At 53.4% G+C, this 19002-nt stretch carries 19 protein-coding genes and 1 tRNA gene; 13 read left to right on the top strand and 7 right to left on the bottom strand.

All coding sequences use genetic code 11. The features are described from left to right. Window positions 1-25 precede the first annotated feature (25 nt). The gene (locus tag ACR0NE_RS01825) at window positions 26-472 is read left to right on the top strand and encodes a helix-turn-helix domain-containing protein (protein WP_170596518.1); all 447 of its coding nucleotides are present in this window, start codon (window positions 26-28) and stop codon (window positions 470-472) included. Beyond that, window positions 462-872: a hypothetical protein gene (locus tag ACR0NE_RS01820; RefSeq protein WP_170596520.1), complete on the top strand. Its 411-nt coding sequence runs from the start codon at window positions 462-464 to the stop codon at window positions 870-872. Before ACR0NE_RS01825 ends, ACR0NE_RS01820 begins: the two co-directional genes overlap by 11 nt. A gap of 196 nt (window positions 873-1068) precedes the next feature. On the opposite strand, the gene ACR0NE_RS01815 is transcribed toward ACR0NE_RS01820, so the two are convergent. Beyond that, window positions 1069-2241: a restriction endonuclease gene (locus tag ACR0NE_RS01815; protein WP_170596522.1), complete on the bottom strand. Its 1173-nt coding sequence runs from the start codon at window positions 2239-2241 to the stop codon at window positions 1069-1071. Between the two features lie 149 nt (window positions 2242-2390). Between ACR0NE_RS01815 and ACR0NE_RS01810 the strand changes: the two genes are divergently transcribed. From ACR0NE_RS01810 to ACR0NE_RS01790, 5 genes are read left to right on the top strand one after another with little or no spacing between them, the layout of a single operon-like run. Further along, window positions 2391-2576, top strand: a complete 186-nt coding sequence (locus tag ACR0NE_RS01810) for a hypothetical protein (RefSeq protein WP_170596525.1) — start codon at window positions 2391-2393, stop codon at window positions 2574-2576. A 5-nt stretch (window positions 2577-2581) separates the two neighbouring features. Beyond that, complete coding sequence (locus tag ACR0NE_RS01805) at window positions 2582-4084, top strand: DNA cytosine methyltransferase (protein WP_170596527.1); 1503 nt, start codon at window positions 2582-2584, stop codon at window positions 4082-4084. Between the two features lie 10 nt (window positions 4085-4094). Continuing rightward, on the top strand, window positions 4095-4574 hold the full coding sequence (locus tag ACR0NE_RS01800; RefSeq protein ID WP_480459480.1) for a very short patch repair endonuclease: 480 nt from the start codon (window positions 4095-4097) through the stop codon (window positions 4572-4574). A 48-nt stretch (window positions 4575-4622) separates the two neighbouring features. After that, window positions 4623-6728, top strand: a complete 2106-nt coding sequence (locus ACR0NE_RS01795) for an ATP-binding protein (protein WP_170596530.1) — start codon at window positions 4623-4625, stop codon at window positions 6726-6728. Continuing rightward, on the top strand, window positions 6725-7993 hold the full coding sequence (locus ACR0NE_RS01790) for a hypothetical protein (RefSeq protein ID WP_170596531.1): 1269 nt from the start codon (window positions 6725-6727) through the stop codon (window positions 7991-7993). The genes ACR0NE_RS01795 and ACR0NE_RS01790 overlap by 4 nt, the downstream gene beginning before the upstream one ends. Before the next feature lie 122 nt (window positions 7994-8115). On the opposite strand, the gene ACR0NE_RS01785 is transcribed toward ACR0NE_RS01790, so the two are convergent. The 6 genes from ACR0NE_RS01785 to ACR0NE_RS01760 all read right to left on the bottom strand — a co-directional run bounded on the left by ACR0NE_RS01785 (window position 8116) and on the right by ACR0NE_RS01760 (window position 12755). After that, window positions 8116-8385: a hypothetical protein gene (locus tag ACR0NE_RS01785; RefSeq protein WP_480459478.1), complete on the bottom strand. Its 270-nt coding sequence runs from the start codon at window positions 8383-8385 to the stop codon at window positions 8116-8118. A 41-nt stretch (window positions 8386-8426) separates the two neighbouring features. Beyond that, window positions 8427-9929: a relaxase family protein gene (locus tag ACR0NE_RS01780; RefSeq protein ID WP_480459475.1), complete on the bottom strand. Its 1503-nt coding sequence runs from the start codon at window positions 9927-9929 to the stop codon at window positions 8427-8429. A gap of 65 nt (window positions 9930-9994) precedes the next feature. Then, complete coding sequence (locus ACR0NE_RS01775; protein ID WP_480459473.1) at window positions 9995-10423, bottom strand: plasmid mobilization protein; 429 nt, start codon at window positions 10421-10423, stop codon at window positions 9995-9997. A gap of 19 nt (window positions 10424-10442) precedes the next feature. After that, window positions 10443-11222: a helix-turn-helix domain-containing protein gene (locus ACR0NE_RS01770; RefSeq protein WP_170596538.1), complete on the bottom strand. Its 780-nt coding sequence runs from the start codon at window positions 11220-11222 to the stop codon at window positions 10443-10445. Between the two features lie 214 nt (window positions 11223-11436). Beyond that, window positions 11437-11513, bottom strand: a tRNA-Pro gene (locus tag ACR0NE_RS01765). 126 nt (window positions 11514-11639) lie between these two features. Continuing rightward, window positions 11640-12755 carry a THUMP domain-containing protein gene (locus ACR0NE_RS01760; protein WP_170596540.1) on the bottom strand — a complete coding sequence of 372 codons (1116 nt, stop codon included), beginning with the start codon at window positions 12753-12755 and terminating at the stop codon, window positions 11640-11642. Between the two features lie 299 nt (window positions 12756-13054). Here ACR0NE_RS01760 and ACR0NE_RS01755 point away from each other — a divergent pair, with 299 nt between their 5' ends. The 6 genes from ACR0NE_RS01755 to nqrF are packed head-to-tail and all read left to right on the top strand — an operon-like array spanning window position 13055 to window position 18915. Beyond that, entirely contained in the window at window positions 13055-14398 is a 1344-nt protein-coding gene (locus ACR0NE_RS01755) for a Na(+)-translocating NADH-quinone reductase subunit A (RefSeq protein WP_170596542.1), read from the top strand. Window positions 14399-14403: 5 nt separating this feature from the next. Then, window positions 14404-15612: an NADH:ubiquinone reductase (Na(+)-transporting) subunit B gene (locus ACR0NE_RS01750; RefSeq protein WP_170596544.1), complete on the top strand. Its 1209-nt coding sequence runs from the start codon at window positions 14404-14406 to the stop codon at window positions 15610-15612. Then, window positions 15605-16420 carry a Na(+)-translocating NADH-quinone reductase subunit C gene (locus ACR0NE_RS01745; protein WP_170393983.1) on the top strand — a complete coding sequence of 272 codons (816 nt, stop codon included), beginning with the start codon at window positions 15605-15607 and terminating at the stop codon, window positions 16418-16420. Before ACR0NE_RS01750 ends, ACR0NE_RS01745 begins: the two co-directional genes overlap by 8 nt. Further along, window positions 16420-17073 carry an NADH:ubiquinone reductase (Na(+)-transporting) subunit D gene (locus tag ACR0NE_RS01740; protein WP_152460184.1) on the top strand — a complete coding sequence of 218 codons (654 nt, stop codon included), beginning with the start codon at window positions 16420-16422 and terminating at the stop codon, window positions 17071-17073. Before ACR0NE_RS01745 ends, ACR0NE_RS01740 begins: the two co-directional genes overlap by 1 nt. Next, entirely contained in the window at window positions 17073-17681 is a 609-nt protein-coding gene (nqrE, locus tag ACR0NE_RS01735; RefSeq protein ID WP_050603817.1) for an NADH:ubiquinone reductase (Na(+)-transporting) subunit E, read from the top strand. The genes ACR0NE_RS01740 and nqrE overlap by 1 nt, the downstream gene beginning before the upstream one ends. Window positions 17682-17691: 10 nt before the next feature. Then, window positions 17692-18915: an NADH:ubiquinone reductase (Na(+)-transporting) subunit F gene (nqrF, locus tag ACR0NE_RS01730; RefSeq protein ID WP_170596547.1), complete on the top strand. Its 1224-nt coding sequence runs from the start codon at window positions 17692-17694 to the stop codon at window positions 18913-18915. Window positions 18916-19002 lie beyond the last annotated feature (87 nt).

Here is a 19002-nt window from a genome sequence, read left to right as displayed (position 1 = left end):
TCGGCTTGGTAGCGATAATGGAAAAATGTCCGAACTGGCAAAGAAAATGATTGGTAGTCGATTGGATGAGGTGCGCAAGCGAGAAGGCTTGTCGCAAGGCGAGTTTTGTAAGGCGCTCGGTATCAGCAGAACCAGCTTGCAAAATTACGTCCGCGGTGGGCGCGATATTCCTACATCGATATTGGCCCGCTTGCTCGAACTGTATTCAGTAGATCCATCATGGATGATTCAGGGTGATATCTCTGAAACAGCTCTACGTAACAAATCAGAAATCCTTGCTCAGATTCGTGCCATTGGTCTGGCGGTAGAAAACAGAGCTGCAGAAAGGGAGATTGCCCTGTCGCCTGAAGAACGTTGGCGTGTCACATCGCAGCTATACACTGTTGCTGTTGTTCAAACAGGGAAGGCTGACATTGAACGCTCCACGAGCAATTTTGTCTTAGATCAAGTATTTGAAAGCAATGGATATTAAAGAAGTACACCACACCGCTCCGAAAAAAGTCGTAACCTTCCGCCGTAATAAAATACGCAATGAAATGAAGGCGGACCAGATGAAGATTGATTTTTCGGGGACAGGGATAGTTGATGATTTGACGGATCGTGCCAAGCAAAATGTATGCCCTTCGAGCCGCAACTGGCTTATCTTCGCATCGCTCTTCGCCTTCGTTCTCGCGTTTGGTGCGTTTTCTTTGATGTTCAGTGCGCAGGCAATGATCACGGAAACGATTGGCTCAATACCCCCTGAAGTCGACCCAGCTGAATATGCTCAATACGGTCAAACATCGGCGATCGCATTCTTTGGGGCGTGTTTCAGCGCAGTACTGGGTCTAATGATGATCAGTGTAGGCCTAATTACTCGCTTGCAGAGATAAACAGCTCATATTCCCAAATAGATGACCAATAACTAACTAAATTTCTTTGCCTCGACGTGAGTTTTTTGCCTGCGGCGAGAGTTTGACATTTCTGAAGTAAGCTAAATTCAGGCACGATATGGATTATGTGCGCGCATATCGCTGGCGGTCGTTTGCCCAAATTTGATAGATATCTAATCCGTCGCGCTTACTTCTTTTAGGGAAAATTGGTTTCAAGCCAAGCTAATACAGTATCACTGTCATGACATCCTTGATCTTTGAGCAGGGACACAATGTCGCCCGATGCAATGACAATAATTGGATGCTGGTCTTCTTTGATCTCCTGATATGCTTGGCGATCGACATAGCTGGTAGTAACCAGTATTCCAAACTGCCGGTGCCGTAGCCTCGAGATTAGCCGGGACATCGGGCGGACCCCAACGCTGTTGGTAAGCGCGAAGCACTTTGCTTCGAGGGCAAAGTCTACGAGGATGGCGGATGCTCCGGTTCCGATCCGCAGCTGCCCAATAGCGTCACGACCACCATCACGGGAGGGTCGCGTTACGTCGATGCTTGCAATATCGGATATCATCAGTTGCGCTAGCTTAGCAGCGCAATGCTCGAAAGCGTGCGGATTGTCTTCAAAATAGCGGTGAAGACACTCGATCATAGTGCGGTCGTTGCGGTTTGCTGGCAACTGTTCAGCCTTCGTCCGATACTCGAGTGATCGTGTTGCCCGCAACGGGCGAAAGCTGCCATCTTCTACCCAGTCTAGCCATTCCTGCGGTGCATTCCTGGAGTGGGGGGTGCGATTGATGATATCTGTGATCCAAGCCCGGCTGATAACCGGCGCATTAAGCACGGTAAATCGTGCCCGATAGTTCTGGAACCGAGCACCTTCGGCAATCTTCCAAATCGCGACCAGATCTTCTGATGAGTTCAGGCTGACCGAACCGGGAACTGCGAGGCCAAGGAAGCGGAAATCACGCCATTCACCCGTGCTTGTAAAGACAAAGATTGGTGGCACCTTCCGCCGCCCGTCCGAACCAGCATGCGCGCGGTCAAAGATCCGACGTAACAGTTCGTTTCCAAAGCGAGGGGTCTCGTGGAGGGGGCGTCCGGGTTTTTTGTTGTCACCGTAGTAGGTGAATACTCCCGTTTCCGGGTCAAGTAGATCTGGCCAGTCCGGATCCTTGAGCGAGGAGGTTAAAGCGACCATCTCCAGCGTCTCAAGATTCCCGCGATATCGGAAGCCTCCGCTGTTGCTCACACTGATGAGGCGTGGCAACGGTTCGTCACCTGCATTCCCACGTCGGCCGCTCTGATAGATTGCGTCAACATGTAAATCGGCCTGTTCAAGCTCGGAAAAGGGAATGATCTCATCAGCCATATCTTAACACCTTATTATTCTAACATTTTGTCAGAATTTATTCCTTGCTCGCACCTGGCTCATATGCCGCAATCATACACAGAAATATGTAATTCTGTTGAGTTCTACACATTTTGGGGATACTAAAGCAGAAACGGAGGCAGGCGTAAATGAGCGGTCCCAATCGAATCCAAGTGTTGATGCCGAAAGATGAAGCTGATCGGTTCGAGGCCTATTGCCGTGAAAAGGGCTTCAAAAAATCACCACTGATAGTTCGACTGATCCGCGAACATCTGGATCAGGCTGGTTACAGGAATCAGCGGAGTCTTTTTAATGATGACGATAAGGAACGGTGACGGAGTTGAGCAACGCAGCCATTGAGCGGAAGCTGACGAGACTGAGTTCGGGCGCAGCCCCTAGGGTCTTGGATCTCTTTTCTGGTTGCGGGGGGCTGTCTTTGGGATTTCAAAGGGCTGGGTTCGAGATTAGTGCTTCGGTAGAAAGCAACCCGATTGCAGCGGCTTCACACGCGCGGAACTTCCACGGTAGTGATCCGCGTCATGCAGAAGCGTTGGACATCACACAGGTGAAACCTGTGGAACTGGCTCGAAAGCTCTGCCTGGGTCAGGTCGCAGAAGCGATCGACGTGATCATAGGCGGACCGCCTTGTCAGGCGTTTGCACGGGTTGGCCGTTCAAAACTTCGGGAAGTTGAAGAGCACCCAGAAGCCTTCCAACACGATCCTCGAGCAAAACTGTATACTACTTACCTTGAGTATGTGCGAGCTTTCAAACCGCTGGCCATTCTTATGGAGAATGTTCCGGATGTAATGAATTTCGGTGGGCAAAATGTTCCTCAGGAGGTTTGCGAAAACCTTGAAAGCCAGGGTTATGTTTGCGCTTACACTCTCCTCAATGCCGCTTTCTATGGTGTGCCTCAAATGCGAGAGAGGATGTTTCTTGTCGCATATCGCCGCGAGATTACAGACCATGTTGAGTTTCCTGTGCCTACGAATTGGATTGAACTGCCCCCGGGGTATTCTGGCTCACGAAATGTCGCGCTGAAGCAAGTCTCAGCAGCACGTAAAACTGACAGCGGCTGTAACTATATCAATCCGCCCGCAGCAACTGCCCCATTACCTCCCGCGATTACGGCTTTCGAAGCCATCGGAGATCTGCCGAGAATCCAGGCTCGTGAATTGCTAAAAAGTGGTGTCTTGAAGCGTGGGGCTCGCCGCTTCGACAAGCTTATTGCTTACGATCCGGGACAAACGGTCTCTGCATATTCACGGGACATGAAGGAGTGGACTGAATTTGAAGCAAGGGAAGGGATTTTTGATCATGTCATCCGTTACCTGCCCAGAGATTTTGAGATTTTCGCTCGAATGAATCCAGGAGATCAGTACCCGCAAGCTCATGATCATGCGCTAGCGCTATTCCAGGAGCGTCTAGATAAAGCCAGAAGACAGGGCCAGAACATTGCTATTGGGTCTTCCGAGTACAGCGAACTTCTCAGAAGGATCGTCCCGCCCTATGATCACACTAAATTCCCGAATAAATGGCGGAAGATGTGGCGGGATATGCCTGCACGTACTTTAATGGCTCATTTGGGCAAAGATAGTTACAGCCACATTCATTACGACAGTGATCAGGCGCGAACGATCTCGGTCCGCGAAGCAGCCCGACTGCATTCCTTTCCGGACGGGTTTGTGTTTGAAGGCGCAATGAACCAAGCATTCCAGCAGATCGGTAATGCCGTTCCGCCACTTATGTCTTTTTCTCTAGCGAAGATCATGAGGAAAACGTTGATGGATATTAAGATTAACTACGAACCAAAGGAAGTCGCACTGGCGGCTTCCAGCTGAGGGTGTCTTGGTGGACGTGCTGACACCGGAACAGCGCCGGTATAACATGCAATGCGTAAAAGGGAGAGACACCAAGCCTGAAATGTTGCTTAGGCGAGGCTTGCACGCTAGGGGCTTTCGATATCGACTCCATTGCAGCAGTTTGCCCGGGAAACCAGACCTAATATTCCCGAAATTCCAAGCTGTCATTTTTGCCCACGGTTGCTTTTGGCATGGGCATGGCTGTCATTTATTCAAATGGCCCGTCTCACGTCGGGACTTCTGGCGAAAGAAGATCGAGGGCACCCAAACTCGTGATCACCTTACAATTGAAGCATTGCGTCGAAAAAGTTGGCGGATTTTGGTGGTTTGGGAATGCGCGTTACGTGGGCCGATTCGTCCTCCTCTGGAAGAATTACTAAATGAAATTGAGACCTTCTTGACACATAGCCGCCAAGAACTTCGTTTTCTTTCCGGGAGCGAAACGAGTATTAGAGAATCGAGATTCTAACCATGAATGCCCGTTCAAAACCTTTCACAAACGAGTTTGCGAATTTCAATGAAACGAACTGAAACTGCTCCGTTCCGACCGCGGGCTCGCCTGTTGCAACTGCTAGGTGATGAACTCATTGCCTCTCCGCGGCTAGCTGTCTTCGAACTCGTAAAGAACGCCTACGATGCAGATGCTTCGACAGTAGCGGTTAAGATGCGCCTCGACCGTTCGCCCGTTTGTATCACCGTCGAGGATGATGGCACCGGAATGACTCTTGAGACCATTCGCGATGTCTGGTTAGTCCCGGGAAACGGTCACCGTGGGGAGCAGCGTAAAAACCTAGACCGCACAAAGCTGTACCACCGGCTCCCCCTGGGTGAAAAGGGGATTGGGCGGTTCGCGGCACATAAGTTAGGTGAAAGAATCGAACTAGTAACGCGCGCGAAAGACTCCCTTGAATGCCGCGTCGTCATCGATTGGGCGAGGCTGATTAGGAAGGATTTTCTCAGCGATGCTCCGGTCAGGATAAAGGAGAGGGAGCCGCAAGTCTTTACTGGAAACAAGACAGGAACCCGTATCAGGATCAGCAGCTTACGTACTACCTGGCAACGGGGAGACGTCCGCAGGCTGTACAATCAGATTCTTTCTATGACTTCACCTTTCGAAGGTGCGGGTGAATTTCACGCCGAGTTCGAAGTTTCTGGTCGAGAAGATTGGTTCGACGATCTGTATGGTCCAAGTGAAATACTGAACGCTGCACCTTGGAAGTTCATGTTCGAAGTTAATGAAATGGGTCGGATCATTTGGAGCTACTCATTCCGAGGTGTGCCCGGAATAAAAGTAGCTCCGCGATGGACGCGATCCAAAGTGCGCGCTCAACTTCCTTTACCGAACCGTAAAGGTGCGCCGCGTAAAACTGCAGATGCCAGCACCATGCAGGGTATAGGTCCCATTCGCGGGGTAATCTACGCTTATGATCGAGAACATGATGTACTCTCGAAGATGCCTAACGCAAAGTCGTTTACTGATTACCTTGATGGGAACGGCGGCATCAGAGTCTATCGAGATGGGGTGCGTGTTTATAATTATGGCGAAGCAGGTGACGACTGGCTCGGGCTCGATCTTCGCCGAGTAAATACGCCAAAACGGAAACTCAGCAGAAACATCGTCTTAGGCTCTTTGTCGCTCGATCTCGAGTATTCGGACGGCCTTGTTGAAAAGACCAACCGTGAAGGCTTCGTTGATAACAAGTGTGTCGAAAACCTACAAGATGTTGCTCTTGGTGCAATTCAGATTCTAGAGGCCGAACGCTTTAAAGACAAAGATAAAATGCGCGAGCGTGTGGTTGTGACGAAGCCTGGAGGTCGCCCAGGAGTCACAGGTACAATCGAGGCCCTCCGAGATCGTCTCCGTAAAGGTGGCGTATTAGATACGTATGCCCCATACGTGAACAGTATCGAAACCGAATATGCTGCAATGCAGGAAGCACTGTTGCAGGCGGGTATGGCTGGCGTCAATCTCGCCCTCATCTTCCATGAGGTCGAGAGAGGCGTGCGCTCACTCGATGCTCAACTAGGCCAAGGGGAGTCTTCGAACCCCTTTAGTGGGCAGGTGAAAGAACTCGTCCACCTGTTACAAGGCTTTTCCGCTTTACTTCGACAAGATCAGCGCATCCAACACCCCGCAAAAGAGTTGATCGAAAACGCCCGTCTACGAAATACAAGCCGGTTTAGGGCACACGACATCAAGCTAGAGTGTCCTTCCATGAACTCCGCGGATCCCGGATTCCATGCCACCTTTCAGTTTGGGCTAGTGATTGGCGCACTAAACAACCTAATCGACAACGCGATATACTGGCTTGATGTTGCTGCAGAAAATGAAGGCGACAGTTTCACCCCCAAACTCTACATAGACGTAACACATGACCTGCCGCAGGGCCCTGCAATTGTTGTAGCAGACAACGGGCCTGGATTTGGCGCAGACACGCCGCAGGACGTTGTGCGTCCATTTTTCTCACGCCGCCCTGACGGAATCGGCCTCGGTTTGTACTTCTCCCGCATGGCCATGGAGAGCATGAGCGGAGAGCTTGTATTTCCCGAGCCAGGGCAGATAGATTTGCCCGCTGATTATGACGGAGCCGTCGTCGCAATTGTTTTTCGGAAAGCCTCATGAAACTTCCACAGCCACGTGTACTAGCAATCGATAATGAAGACAGTCATCTGCAGCCACTTGTAGAGGCTTTAAATAGGTATGGAGCGGCGTGTCGACCAATCCTATTCAGTGGCAGCGTCACGCAGATTTCGCCTGCTCCCCACGCTCGGGTCATTTTCTCTGACCTTCATCTTGAAAGCGGAGCGACATCTGCCCAGAAGAACAATCATTTTTCTATTATTCAGTCGATACTTGAAAGACTCGCGCCTGAGGGCCCGTACGTATTAATTCTCTGGACGAGATATCAAGAAGACTCAGAAAAATTGGAAGACTACTTGCGCGATCGTATGGAAGATCAGCAGACACCTTTTGCAATTGTTCCGCTCGACAAAACCACCCACATGCCCACACCAGCTCAGTTCGGAGACGTTTCGAAAATTGTCGACGCGATCGATGGTCTGTTTGACGACAAACCTCATGTTGCTGCGCTGCTTGATTGGGAAGATCGTGTCAATGGCGCATCCGCTGACACGATTACAGGAATACTAGGAGTCGCGGTTTCGGACGAAGGCCCAGATGTAAGTCGTGTCCTTCTTGATCTCGCTGAAGGAGTTGTCGGCGCTAAAAATACTAAAGGTCGGGTAGGCCGTTCTGTAGCCGAGGCGTTGTTGCCAGTGCTCTTCGATCGCCTTAGTCAAGGTTCCAATCCGACCGAAGAACTCTGGGCTGCGGCAATAGAGAAAGCGCGTGCGAAAAATGGCGATGATAAAGAAGGCCACGCTCGCCTCAATGCGTTTACGCATCTCGACACGAACGTAAGCGAATGCTCCACCCGCGGTGCCGTGATTACATTGCCGAAGATCATTAAAGATCGTTTTTCAGATCATTTTGGCGAACTCGATCCAAATACCTTCTCTGAACAGTTTGGCGTCAAAACGGATGATCAACCATTCGACGACTGGCTGTTGGTACAGGTGCTTCCAGCTTGTGATGAGGCTCAACCGAAGCCTGGTCCGCTTCCGTATCTTCTCGCGCGTGAATTCACGTCAGATCGCCGTGGCCAAAAGCTCGGAGGGTTGTGGCGATCCCCGACCTATGTCCGAAAGAACGCGGAGGGCATCCGGGCACTAGCTGTTAACTCTCGGTTCGCCGTCAATATTCCCCCTGATCTCCTTGCCGGTGCAAAGTTTTGCTTTCGGCTGCGCAACGAGCTTTTGTTTGAGCTAATACACGCAGCGGGCAGTCATTCATCTCGCCCGGGCATAGTGTCATATGGAGGGCGCTAAAGGCATAAGGTGAGATCGCCAATAGGCAAAGCAGTCGTGTTCCTCAATAAAACAATAATGACGTTTGCTCGGCACACTTTCTACCGCACCTCCGAACGCAGGTGCAATTGGCGTGAATGTAGTCATTCGGTTTCAGAAAGGTAGAAAAACTGACCCACTTCAATCGACTTCGCATCCAATCCTAATTCCCTAATCAAAAATCCTTTGTCGCCCCAATTCTGGATGTAGCGCATGTAGCCGTTGCCTTTGGCATCCAGGAACAGACAACGGATGTCGCTGTATTCGCCCCAAACACCTGCAATGGCGATCAACGGGACTCCCTGCGGCAAGCAACGCACTTTCTCGAAGTCGCGATAGTCGATCCCGAAGTCGAGTGCCTGGCGAAAACTCATGGTGAAGCGTTTGTGTGGAAATTGCATTTTCTTCCTTCAGATTAAAGATGGAAGCCGTAGTCACGGTCTCGTTCGAGCTGCCGTTCGTTCAGCTCTCTTTCAGCTGTGTTTCGGCGGCTCTCGCTAGTTTCAAGCTGGTCTGCAAGTTCGCTTCCAGCGCCGTGTAACTCTGCTCTTCGGTTAGCAAGTCGGCCGACGTGCAGACTGACACGAGATGCGATTTCATGAGCAGCTCCACGCACTGCACTAAGCCATTCAGTCTGGCTTCGATCCCGGTCGTCGAGCGTTCTTCCAAACTGCGCAATTCCTTGGCGGAGGTCTCGCAAGCCGTCACCAACCGCTCGACGCACGCGAGCAAATCTCTCTCCAAGGCTGTCAGGGGCTGATCCATCTAGTTCGGCTCCACTCTGATGCAGGAAACCAATCGGCTCGCCACCGAACAGGTGCGCATGCTTGAAGTCTCTGGCGGCAAGATCAAATAAGTCGCTTGCTCGTGTAGCACCGTCTGAATGCCCAACCTCTCTAGTTGCGTCGTGGTCGCAATCGTTGAAAGTTTCCAACTCCACAGAAAGGTTAGCCCTGATATTGCTGCGATCAGTACCAGACAGACAGTCGCCGTCGCCCAGGGTGAAATCCGTAATATTCGTTTGATCGTGTCTATGTGACTCTGCCAAGCCGTCCCGCTCCAATCCAGAAACATGCGGGTATCGGCTTCGATTGTATTCCGCGCGCGTGTCACACACTTCTGAATATCGTTCCTGAAGTTCTGCAATTGAGACTCCATTAAGGCGGCGTGTTCTTTGCGGATCTCGTCCAGATCCGCGTTCAATTTCTCGCTCAGCCGAGTCGGCTTGCCAGTCGTCACAGAATATTTCTCCTTTCAATCGCCAGCGTTCGCCGGTCTCAGGGTCTTTGGCGGTGATGTAGTTCTTGCTGGCGCGGGGGATGTCGAAGCCAACATCCGCCAAGGCATCAAGCATGCTAGCGCGGTCAGTGATGGCGCCGATGCTGATCTGGTCGAGGATCCAGCGGTGCAGATCTTCGCGGCCTAGCGCGCGCGTCGGGGTCTCCAGAGTCGCCTGCACATCTTGCGCCCGCTCTAGCTCCAACGGATCGGCCCAGCCGTGCGTCTTGTTCATCAGGTCACGCAGGCTGTCGTAGGCAGTCTGATAGCCTGGAGGCGCGATGTTGAGGCTCTTGCCTGTGGTCAGCTCCAACCGCGGTGTACAGAAGTGCAATTCAATGCGATCTTCGTGGCTGTGGCGAACCCAAAGCACATCGTATTGTTCGCTATCCAATCCCGCAAAAGCCAGATTCTCGAAGGCCTCCATGACTTCGGCTTGCTGAGCTTCTGTGGGTGCATCTTCGATGGCGAAACTGATGACACCCGCGCGGTAGGTCCATTGGTTGTGGCTCGCGTCGATTAGTGCTTCGGTGCGGTTAGGGTCGCCGCGGAGGACTTCCGGCTGCGGATCGCGCGTGACCATCACCGGGTGACCATCGGCATCGCGGATCAGATCGCGATTGGAATCATAGGCCAGCACCTCACGCGCAACAAGATAACCGACTGGTCCAGCACCTGCGCCTTTGCCATTGGGAAAGAACTTGATCAGCATTGCCGCGCTTCTTCGATAATCTGAGCAAGTTGACGCTCGATAACGACCAGTTGGCGGGCCACGGCCAACGCATCAAGGTTAACTCGACCAACCAGAAGCGCCCGGTTCACAAACCGCGCAACCTGGTTGAGATTTCCGCCGATGCGTCCGACCGCAAGAACCAACGCTGGATCAACGCGCGGTGCGGGCTTGCGACGGCGAGCTTCGGTCAAGCCAAGCGCCTCGCGCAGGAGTGTCGCTGCGGGGACGCCAGCGGTCTCAGCCTTGGCACGAAGCTCAGCCTTCTCGGCAGCTGTACACCGGAAAACGAAGGTCTCGGTCAGCTGCTTTTTGGAGAGGGGCTTGCCCGCGACGGTGGGGTTCGAAGGGGAGGCTTGCCACCCCTCGCAAGGTCCCGTGTCAGCAGCGCCAGTGTATGACATGGGTCGCCTTGCTCCTTGCTCAACTCGCATGGCGCACTTCCAGCTCAGATGGCTCGAAAACGGTCCAACCCTCCTTGATGAGCCAATGCTGCCAAGCGGGCCAGTCGTCTTTTTTCGTTGGTGGAAACCTGTCCGGAAGCCAGTATCCGTTAGTGCCGTTCACCCAGGCCGCTGGCAAGACTCTGTCGATCCATGTGCCAAACATTCGTTCAGTGAACGCTTCCCATTGGCGACATCCGAACGATGATCGCGGAACGAATACAGCCTGTGCTCCACCCCCACGCGCTGAGCCAGATGGTCTTCCATCAGGCAAATCCGGCTCAAGGGCAGGGTTTTCTATTATTTTTTCTTTGTCTTTTTTTAGGGGACATTTTTGTCCGTCTCGTTGAGACATTTTTGCCTGGGATTGCGGCTTTCTGATCGGCAGTTTTGAGCGCTTAAGGCGGACAACCTTGTCTGTCTTTTCAGTCTCCTCTTCTTCTCTTAGTGTATGAGCAGCCTGATGCGATGCTTTGGACGGTACGTATTCGGTTGAGTGTTTTAGACCATTCCCGTGCTTGACTTCGAACCACTTGCCCTGGAGTTCCTTGATCAAGCGCTGGATGGTCTTTTCGCTCTTTAGGCCGAGGTCCTTGCAAACCGTCTTGTGTGAGGGCCAAGCCTTTCCTTCCTTGGAATTGTATCGGACTACCGCGAGATAGGTGGCGAATTGTACAGCGCGGGCGCTTAGCGTCTTGTCCGCAACAAGCAGGCGTAACCATTGCAGTTGGATTTCTTTGAAGGGACGCAGTTCATTCATGCGGCACCTCCAACACAGAAGGAAACGCCGCTGAATTCAACAAATACTTGCGTGCAACGCAGGACGTGTCTCTGTGAGAATTCACACTGAGAGGTCAGAATGAAATGGTAAATTTTACGCCGCATACGGCGAGGAAATCCACCCAAATCCGGAAGTAATCCGGAAGGTCCGTCCCATGCGAGGCAGCATGTTGCCTGTAAGTATTTGATTTTATTGGTCGGAGTGAGAGGATTCGAACCTCCGACCCCTGCCTCCCGAAGACAGTGCTCTACCAGGCTGAGCTACACTCCGACCGTGGCGCGTGATCTATACCTCGTCATATTGATGTGCAAGAGGGATTTTGGGCGTACACACATATGTCGTCGCTGGATTCGAGGGGTGATTGAAACCGTTCTCCTGATCTGCGATTTCGCTGAGTTACTGCAACGGATTTGTTCGATACAGTCGGATTTTTGTTCCGCCGTGATCAACGATTGGGCCGGGGGGAAGCATTGGCAATCGCGTTGCGCGGGCAAGTCCGGGTGTGGTGGTGATGATGCCTACACGCCATCGCTGGAAACGACTGGATAATACCTTGCCTAAACTGCCATAGAGCGACCGCAGGCGCTTTTCATCACCGATGCGTGTCCCGTAGGGTGGATTGACGATGACCAGCCCAGCTGGGCCTTCTGGCGGCTTGATATCACTGACCGAACAGTGCTGAAATCGGGTGGCATGATCCACTTGTGCCTGTCGGGCGTTAGAGCCTGAAGCCTCGACTGCGCCTGTATTGCGATCTGAGCCAAAGAATCTCAGCTCTGTTTCGGGTTGACCGGTACGAGCGCGCATTTTTTGCCAGACATCTGGATCGAAGCTTGCCAAATCTTCGAATGCGAACTGACGTGAGCGGCCTGGGGGCAGACCAAGTGCAATTTCAGCCGCTTCGATAACGAATGTTCCAGAGCCACACATCGGGTCCAGAACCGGTTCAGACCCGTCAAACCCACACTCACGCAGGAACATCGCGGCCATTGTTTCCCGCATCGGGGCCTTGGCGACTGCAGGCTTATGACCGCGCTTGTGCAAGAGCTCGCCGGATGTGTCGACGGAGATCGTGCATATGTCTTTTTCGATTCGTAGCAGCACGCGGACTTTGCCATCGAGTGAGATTGAGGTGCCGAGCCCCTCGGATATGGCTTGTTCGATGCGCTGTCGCGCCGCTCCTGCATGATAGATACGAGATTTGCGGCAGGTTGCTTCGACCTTCACGGGAATGTCTGGCCTGAGATAACTCGCCCACGGGAACTTTCGGGCGCGCTTGTCCAATTGCGCCAAATGCACGGCGGGGAAACTGCCCAGTCGCATCAGAACCTTGTTGGCACCGCGCAATTCCAGATTGGCGCGCCAGACTTCCGGCCAATCGCCACGGCACACGACACCACCTGGAACGATCCTGGCGCCTGAGAATCCGCGCTCTATGGCCTCGGCACACAAAGGCGTTTCGAGCCCTGGAGTGGCAATCAGAAAAATCTCGAATTTATCATTGTTGTCCATTGTGGTTGCTTACACCGGTTGATCAGCCTGTGCGACACGCAAATTAAATGGGCAAATTGTTCTGAACGACCGTAAGCTCAAAAGAATGTGACATTCCTTTTCGATTTTGGGCGGTAACAGGTTTGCGTTTGCACTCATCCCCGCGTAAAGGAGCCGTGATCGGAAATACGCCTGCGGATTCTGGTCGGATAATGGCGCTTTCGCGACCGGACAGACGGGAAATTTCGTGTTATTTCCTGGCATCATTGTAAGATGGCGCGCAGCAGGCGCAGGACAAAGGCTTGGAAGAACGTAGCAACATGCAAACTTTCAAACTAAAAAAAGGGTTGGATTTGCCGGTTGAAGGCGCGCCCGAACAGAAAATCCAGCCGGGGCCTGAATTCTCGTCGGTTGCCGTTCTGGGCAGTGATTATATCGGATTAAAGCCCAAGATGCTGGTGCAAGAGGGCGACGCGGTCCAGCGAGGAACGCCGTTGTTCTGCCACAAGGATGCGCCCGACGCGATGATGGTCGCGCCGCTGACCGGTAAGGTCGTGGCAATTAATCGCGGGGCGCGGCGTGTATTGCAGAGCGTGGTGATCGAGGTTTCGGATGCCAATGACGCCGGCATAGATTTCTCGGGCACCGGCGATGCCGAGACCGCCGAAGGTGTTACGGCTAAGCTCTGCGCGGCCGGGCTGTGGACTTCTTTCCGGACACGTCCTTATTCAAAGATGCCCGAACCAGGCTCCAAGCCTACAGCAATCTTCGTGACAGCCATGGACAGCGATCCACTGGCAGGTGATGCGGCATTGGTTATTGCGGATGCGGGCGAGGCATTTGCGGCTGGTCTCGCAGCTGTCTCAAACCTGACCGACGGCAAGACTTATCTGTGCCAGCAAGAGGGGGCATCCATCCCCGGTTCCGATCTGCCAGGTATAGAAGCGGCTGCGTTTTCCGGCCCACACCCCTCGGGCCTTGCTGGAACTCATATTCACTTCCTTGAGCCGCTGGGAGGGGACAAGCAGGTTTGGACCATTGGCTACCAGGACGTGATCGCGATCGGTCGTCTGATGCAGACCGGTCATCTGGATTCAAACATCGTGATTGCTTTGTCTGGACCGGGCGCGCGCCAGCCGCGCCTGATCCGCACCGTGATGGGCGCGTCGACGGATGACCTGACCCGGGATGAAGTGAACGTCGACGGGATCGCGCGGATCATCTCGGGGTCGATCTTGTCGGGGCAGCATGCCGATGGTCCGACCGCCTATCTGGGCCGTTTTGCGCGCCAGATTAGTATTATTCGCGAAGATCATGATCAGCACACACTGGGCTGGATTCTTCCTATGCCTTCGAAATATGCGGTACAGCCTGTTTTGGGATCGGCTTTTGCCAAGAAACTCTATTCATTCACGTCAAACCTGAATGGTGGTCGCCGCGCGATGGTGCCGACGGGTGTATTCGAAGAGCTTATGCCCCAGGATTATCTGCCGACGCAATTGCTGCGGGCGCTACTGGTGATGGACACCGACACGGCGCAGGCGCTGGGTGCACTGGAACTGGACGAAGAAGATCTGGGCCTAGTGGGCTTTGCCTGCCCTGCGAAATATGAATATGGGCTGGCGCTGCGCGACTGCCTCACCAAGATTGAAAAGGAGGGCTGATCCACATGGGTTTGCGCAGCTTCTTCGATCGGATCGAGCCGAACTTTACCAAGGGCGGCAAGTACGAAAAATATTTCCCCATCTACGAGATGGTGGAAAGCTTTATCTACACTCCGAAAACCGTCACGACCGTCGCGCCGCATGCGCGCTCTTACGTGGATATGAAGCGGATCATGACCTACGTCGTGATTGCTACGATCCCCGCAATCCTCTGGGGGATGTATAACACCGGCTATCAGGCAAACTCGGCCATCGCCACGCTAGGACCGGATTCGGCAACAGGATGGCGGATTGCGATCCTGCAGATGTTCGGTATCTCGCTGAACCCTGACAGCATTTTCGCCAATGTGATGCATGGATTGATGTATTTCCTTCCGATCTACATCACCACACTGGTTGCGGGCGGTATTTTTGAGGTCATCTTCGCCACTGTGCGCGGCCATGAGGTCAACGAGGGTTTTCTAGTAACCTCCATGCTTTACACCCTGATTATGCCTGCGACTGCGCCATTGTGGCAGGTCGCGTTAGGCATCATTTTCGGTGTCGTGATCGGTAAGGAAGTATTTGGCGGCACGGGCAAGAACTTCCTCAACCCGGCGCTGGTCGGGCGTGCTTTCCTATATTTCGCCTATCCCGCGCAAATGTCGGGGGATTCAGTCTGGACCCCGGTGGATGGATTTTCCGGTGCGACGGCATTGGGCATCTCCGCTGCTGAAGGCGTTCAGGCACTGGCGGCCGACGGGATCACCTGGGCCAATGCGTTCTTCGGGCAAATTCAGGGTAGCTTTGGAGAGACATCGACGCTGGCTTGCATGATTGGCCTGGCCTTCCTGCTGATGACCAAGATTGCCAATTATCGCCTGATTGTGGGCTGTCTTGCGGGCACCATAGGCTTCACGCTTCTGCTGAATCTGATCGGATCGGACACTAATCCGATGTTCGCGATGCCTTGGTACTGGCATATCGTTCTTGGGGGCTACGCCTTTGGTCTGGCGTTCATGGTAACCGAGCCCGTTTCGGCCAGTCACACCAATATGGGCCGCTACATCTATGGCGCGCTGATTGGTATCATGGTTGTGATGATCCGCGTCATTAACCCAGCTTTCCCAGAAGGTATGATGCTGGCAATCTTGTTCGGAAACGTTTTTGCGCCGCTGATCGACTATTTCGTCGTCCAGGCAAACATCAAACGGAGGGCGCGTCGCCATGTCTGATACGCAATCCAATGAACCCAAGGGAGCGATTGCCAAGTTTCTGGCTGCTTCGCCAGATTCGGTTGGCAAGACTATCTTTGTTGCCGTTGCCGTCTGCCTTGTAGCCTCGATGGTCGTGTCTGCTGCTGCGGTCAGCCTGCGCCCGGTGCAGGAAATCAACCGTTTGAAGGATAAGCAAGTCAACGTTCTGCAAGTTGCCGGCATCTACGAACCAGGCATTGATGTGACCGAGGCATTCGCTGCCTTTGAGCCGCATGTACTGGAATTGTCTACAGGTGAATTCGTTGACGATCAGTTCGACGCGACCACCTTCGATGATATCGCTGCTGCCAGCGATCCAGAACTGAGCGTCGCTTTGGACGATGACCCGGCTGGGATCGGGCGCAAGTCCAAGTACCGCGTAATCTATCTGCTGCGTGATGATGCCGGGGCGCTCGACAAGGTAATCCTGCCGCTTCACGGCTATGGCCTCTGGTCCACGCTCTATGGTTTCATCGCGCTGGAAAACAACGGCAACGATATCTACGGCCTGCAGTTCTATCAGCACGGTGAGACACCGGGCCTTGGCGCCGAGGTGGACAATCCTCGCTGGAAGGCGCTGTGGAATGGCAAAAAGCTGCGCGATGATGCAGGCGATCTGCAAATCACCGTTGCCAAGTCGCAGCCTGCGGCAGGCCCCGATTTCTATGTCGATGCGCTGGCTGGTGCCACGCTGACGTCGGTTGGTGTCGATAACCTGGTGAAATTCTGGATGGGCGACGCGGGCTACGCCCCGTTCCTGGCCAAACTGCAAGCAGGAGAGCTCTGATGTCTCAGACCAAGAAAGAGATGCTGGTCGACCCGCTTGTCGACAACAACCCGATCACGCTGCAGGTGCTGGGCATCTGTTCGGCGCTGGCGGTGACCTCGTCACTGCAGGTGTCGATGGTGATGGCGCTGGCGGTGATCTTCGTGACCTCGTTCTCGTCCTTCTTTATCTCGTGCCTGCGAAACCAAATCCCGGGTTCGATCCGGATCATCGTACAGATGGTTATCATTGCCTCACTGGTGATCCTGGTGGACCAGATCCTCAAGGCTTATGCGTTTGAGATTTCAAAAACACTGTCGGTCTTTGTCGGCTTGATCATCACCAACTGTATCGTGATGGGCCGGGCCGAAGCGTTTGCCATGAAGAACCCCCCGGTCGCGTCCTTTATCGACGGTATGGGCAACGGCATGGGCTATGGTCTGATCCTGCTGCTGGTCGGCTTCATTCGTGAGCTGTTTGGCGCCGGGTCACTGTTCGGTGTCACCATTCTGGAGACCGTCAACAACGGCGGCTGGTATGTGCCCAACGGCATGCTGCTGCTGCCGCCGTCGGCTTTCTTCATCATCGGTCTGATCATCTGGGCCTTCCGCACATGGAAGCCGAACCAGGTGGAAGAGCGTGAATACAAAATCCAGCAGGTAGAGGCCCACTGATGGAAGGTCTGATTTCACTGGCCGTAAAGGCCATCTTTGTCGAAAACCTTGCGCTCAGCTTCTTTCTGGGGATGTGTACCTTCATCGCTGTTTCGAAGAAGATTTCAACTGCGCTGGGTCTGGGCATCTCGGTCATGGTGGTGCAGGCCATCACCGTGCCGGCGAATAATCTGCTGCTGAACTATCTGCTGAAACCAGGTGCGCTGGCTTGGGCAGGTTTCCCGGATGTGGACCTGACGTTCCTTGGACTGATCTCGTATATTGGCGTGATCGCAGCGATGGTTCAGATCCTAGAGATGGTGCTGGATAAGTATTTCCCCCCACTCTACAACGCGCTGGGGATCTTCCTACCACTGATCACGGTGAACTGCGCCATTTTGGGTGGTTCACTGTTCATGGTGGAACGTGACTACAATTTTGCCGAAGCGGCGACTTACGGTCTGTCCTCTGGCTTTGGCTGGGCTCTGGCGATTACTGCGATGGCGGGTGTTCGGGAAAAGCTGAAGTATTCGGACATTCCCGATGGTCTGCAAGGCCTGGGCATCACTTTCATCACCGCTGGACTGATGGCGATGGCCTTCATGTCCTTCTCGGGCGTGAAACTGTAAGGAGGGCGGAATGGAAACCTTTGGCTTAGGTGTAGCCCTTTTCACCGTTATCGTTCTTGGTTTGGTTGCCATCATCATGGCGGCGCGGTCCAAGCTGGTTTCAACCGGTAACGTGAACATCACCATCAATGATGAGAAAACAATCTCGGTCCCGGCGGGTGGCAAACTGCTGCAGACGCTTGCGGCAGAGAAGCTATTCGTGCCCTCCGCTTGTGGTGGTGGTGGCACCTGCGCGCAATGTCGCGTGCGCGTGCATTCCGGCGGTGGCTCGATCCTGCCGACCGAGGAAAGCCATATCACCAAGCGCGAGGCGTCTTGTGGTGACCGGCTATCCTGTCAGGTTGCAGTCAAGCAGGATATGGACATCGAAGTTCCCGAAGAGGTCTTCGGCGTCAAGAAATGGGAATGCACGGTGCGTTCGAACGAGAACGTAGCGACCTTCATTAAGGCTCTAACGCTGGACCTACCTGAAGGCGAAGATGTGAACTTCCGCGCCGGTGGTTACATCCAGATCGAAGCGCCTGCGCACCAGTTGGCCTATACGGATTTCGACGTAGAAGAAGAATACCGCGAGGATTGGGATCGCTTCAATCTATGGCAGTACAAATCCGTCGTCGCCGAACCGATCGAACGCGCCTATTCCATGGCAAACTATCCGGATGAAAAAGGTATGATCATGCTGAACGTCCGCGTGGCTTCGCCCCCTCCTGGGTCCGAAGGTATCCCTCCGGGTCAGATGTCGTCGTATATTTTCAACCTGAAACCGGGCGACAAGGTCACAATCTCAGGTCCCTTTGGCGAGTTCTTTGCTCGCGAGACAGAAAAAGAGATGGTCTTCATCGGTGGTGGTGCTGGTATGGCCCCAATGCGCAGCCATATCTTTGACCAGCTCAAACGCCTTGAAAACCGCAACCGCAAGATCAGCTTCTGGTATGGAGCGCGGTCGAAGAAAGAGATGTTCTTTGTCGAAGATTTCGACACGCTGGCCAAGGAATTTGACAATTTCGAATGGCACGTAGCGTTGTCGGACGCCCAGCCCGAGGATGACTGGAAAGGCTACACTGGCTTTATCCACAACGTTCTGTTCGAGGAATATCTGAAGAACCACCCCGCACCCGAGGATTGCGAATACTACATGTGTGGTCCGCCAATCATGAACCAGTCGGTCATCAACATGCTGCTGGATCTGGGCGTGGACCGCGAAGACATCATGCTCGATGATTTCGGCGGATAAACAGAATCGGTCGGTTCCAACCCTTGGGACCGACCATTTTCATTTTTAGGTCTGATGTTGGGCAGGCTGCCAATATCAACGTCTGCA

Source organism: Ruegeria sp. C9 (assembly GCF_056537585.1).
The sequence above is the reverse complement of the archived record's forward strand: the minus strand, read 5'-3'. Positions and strand labels throughout refer to the sequence as shown.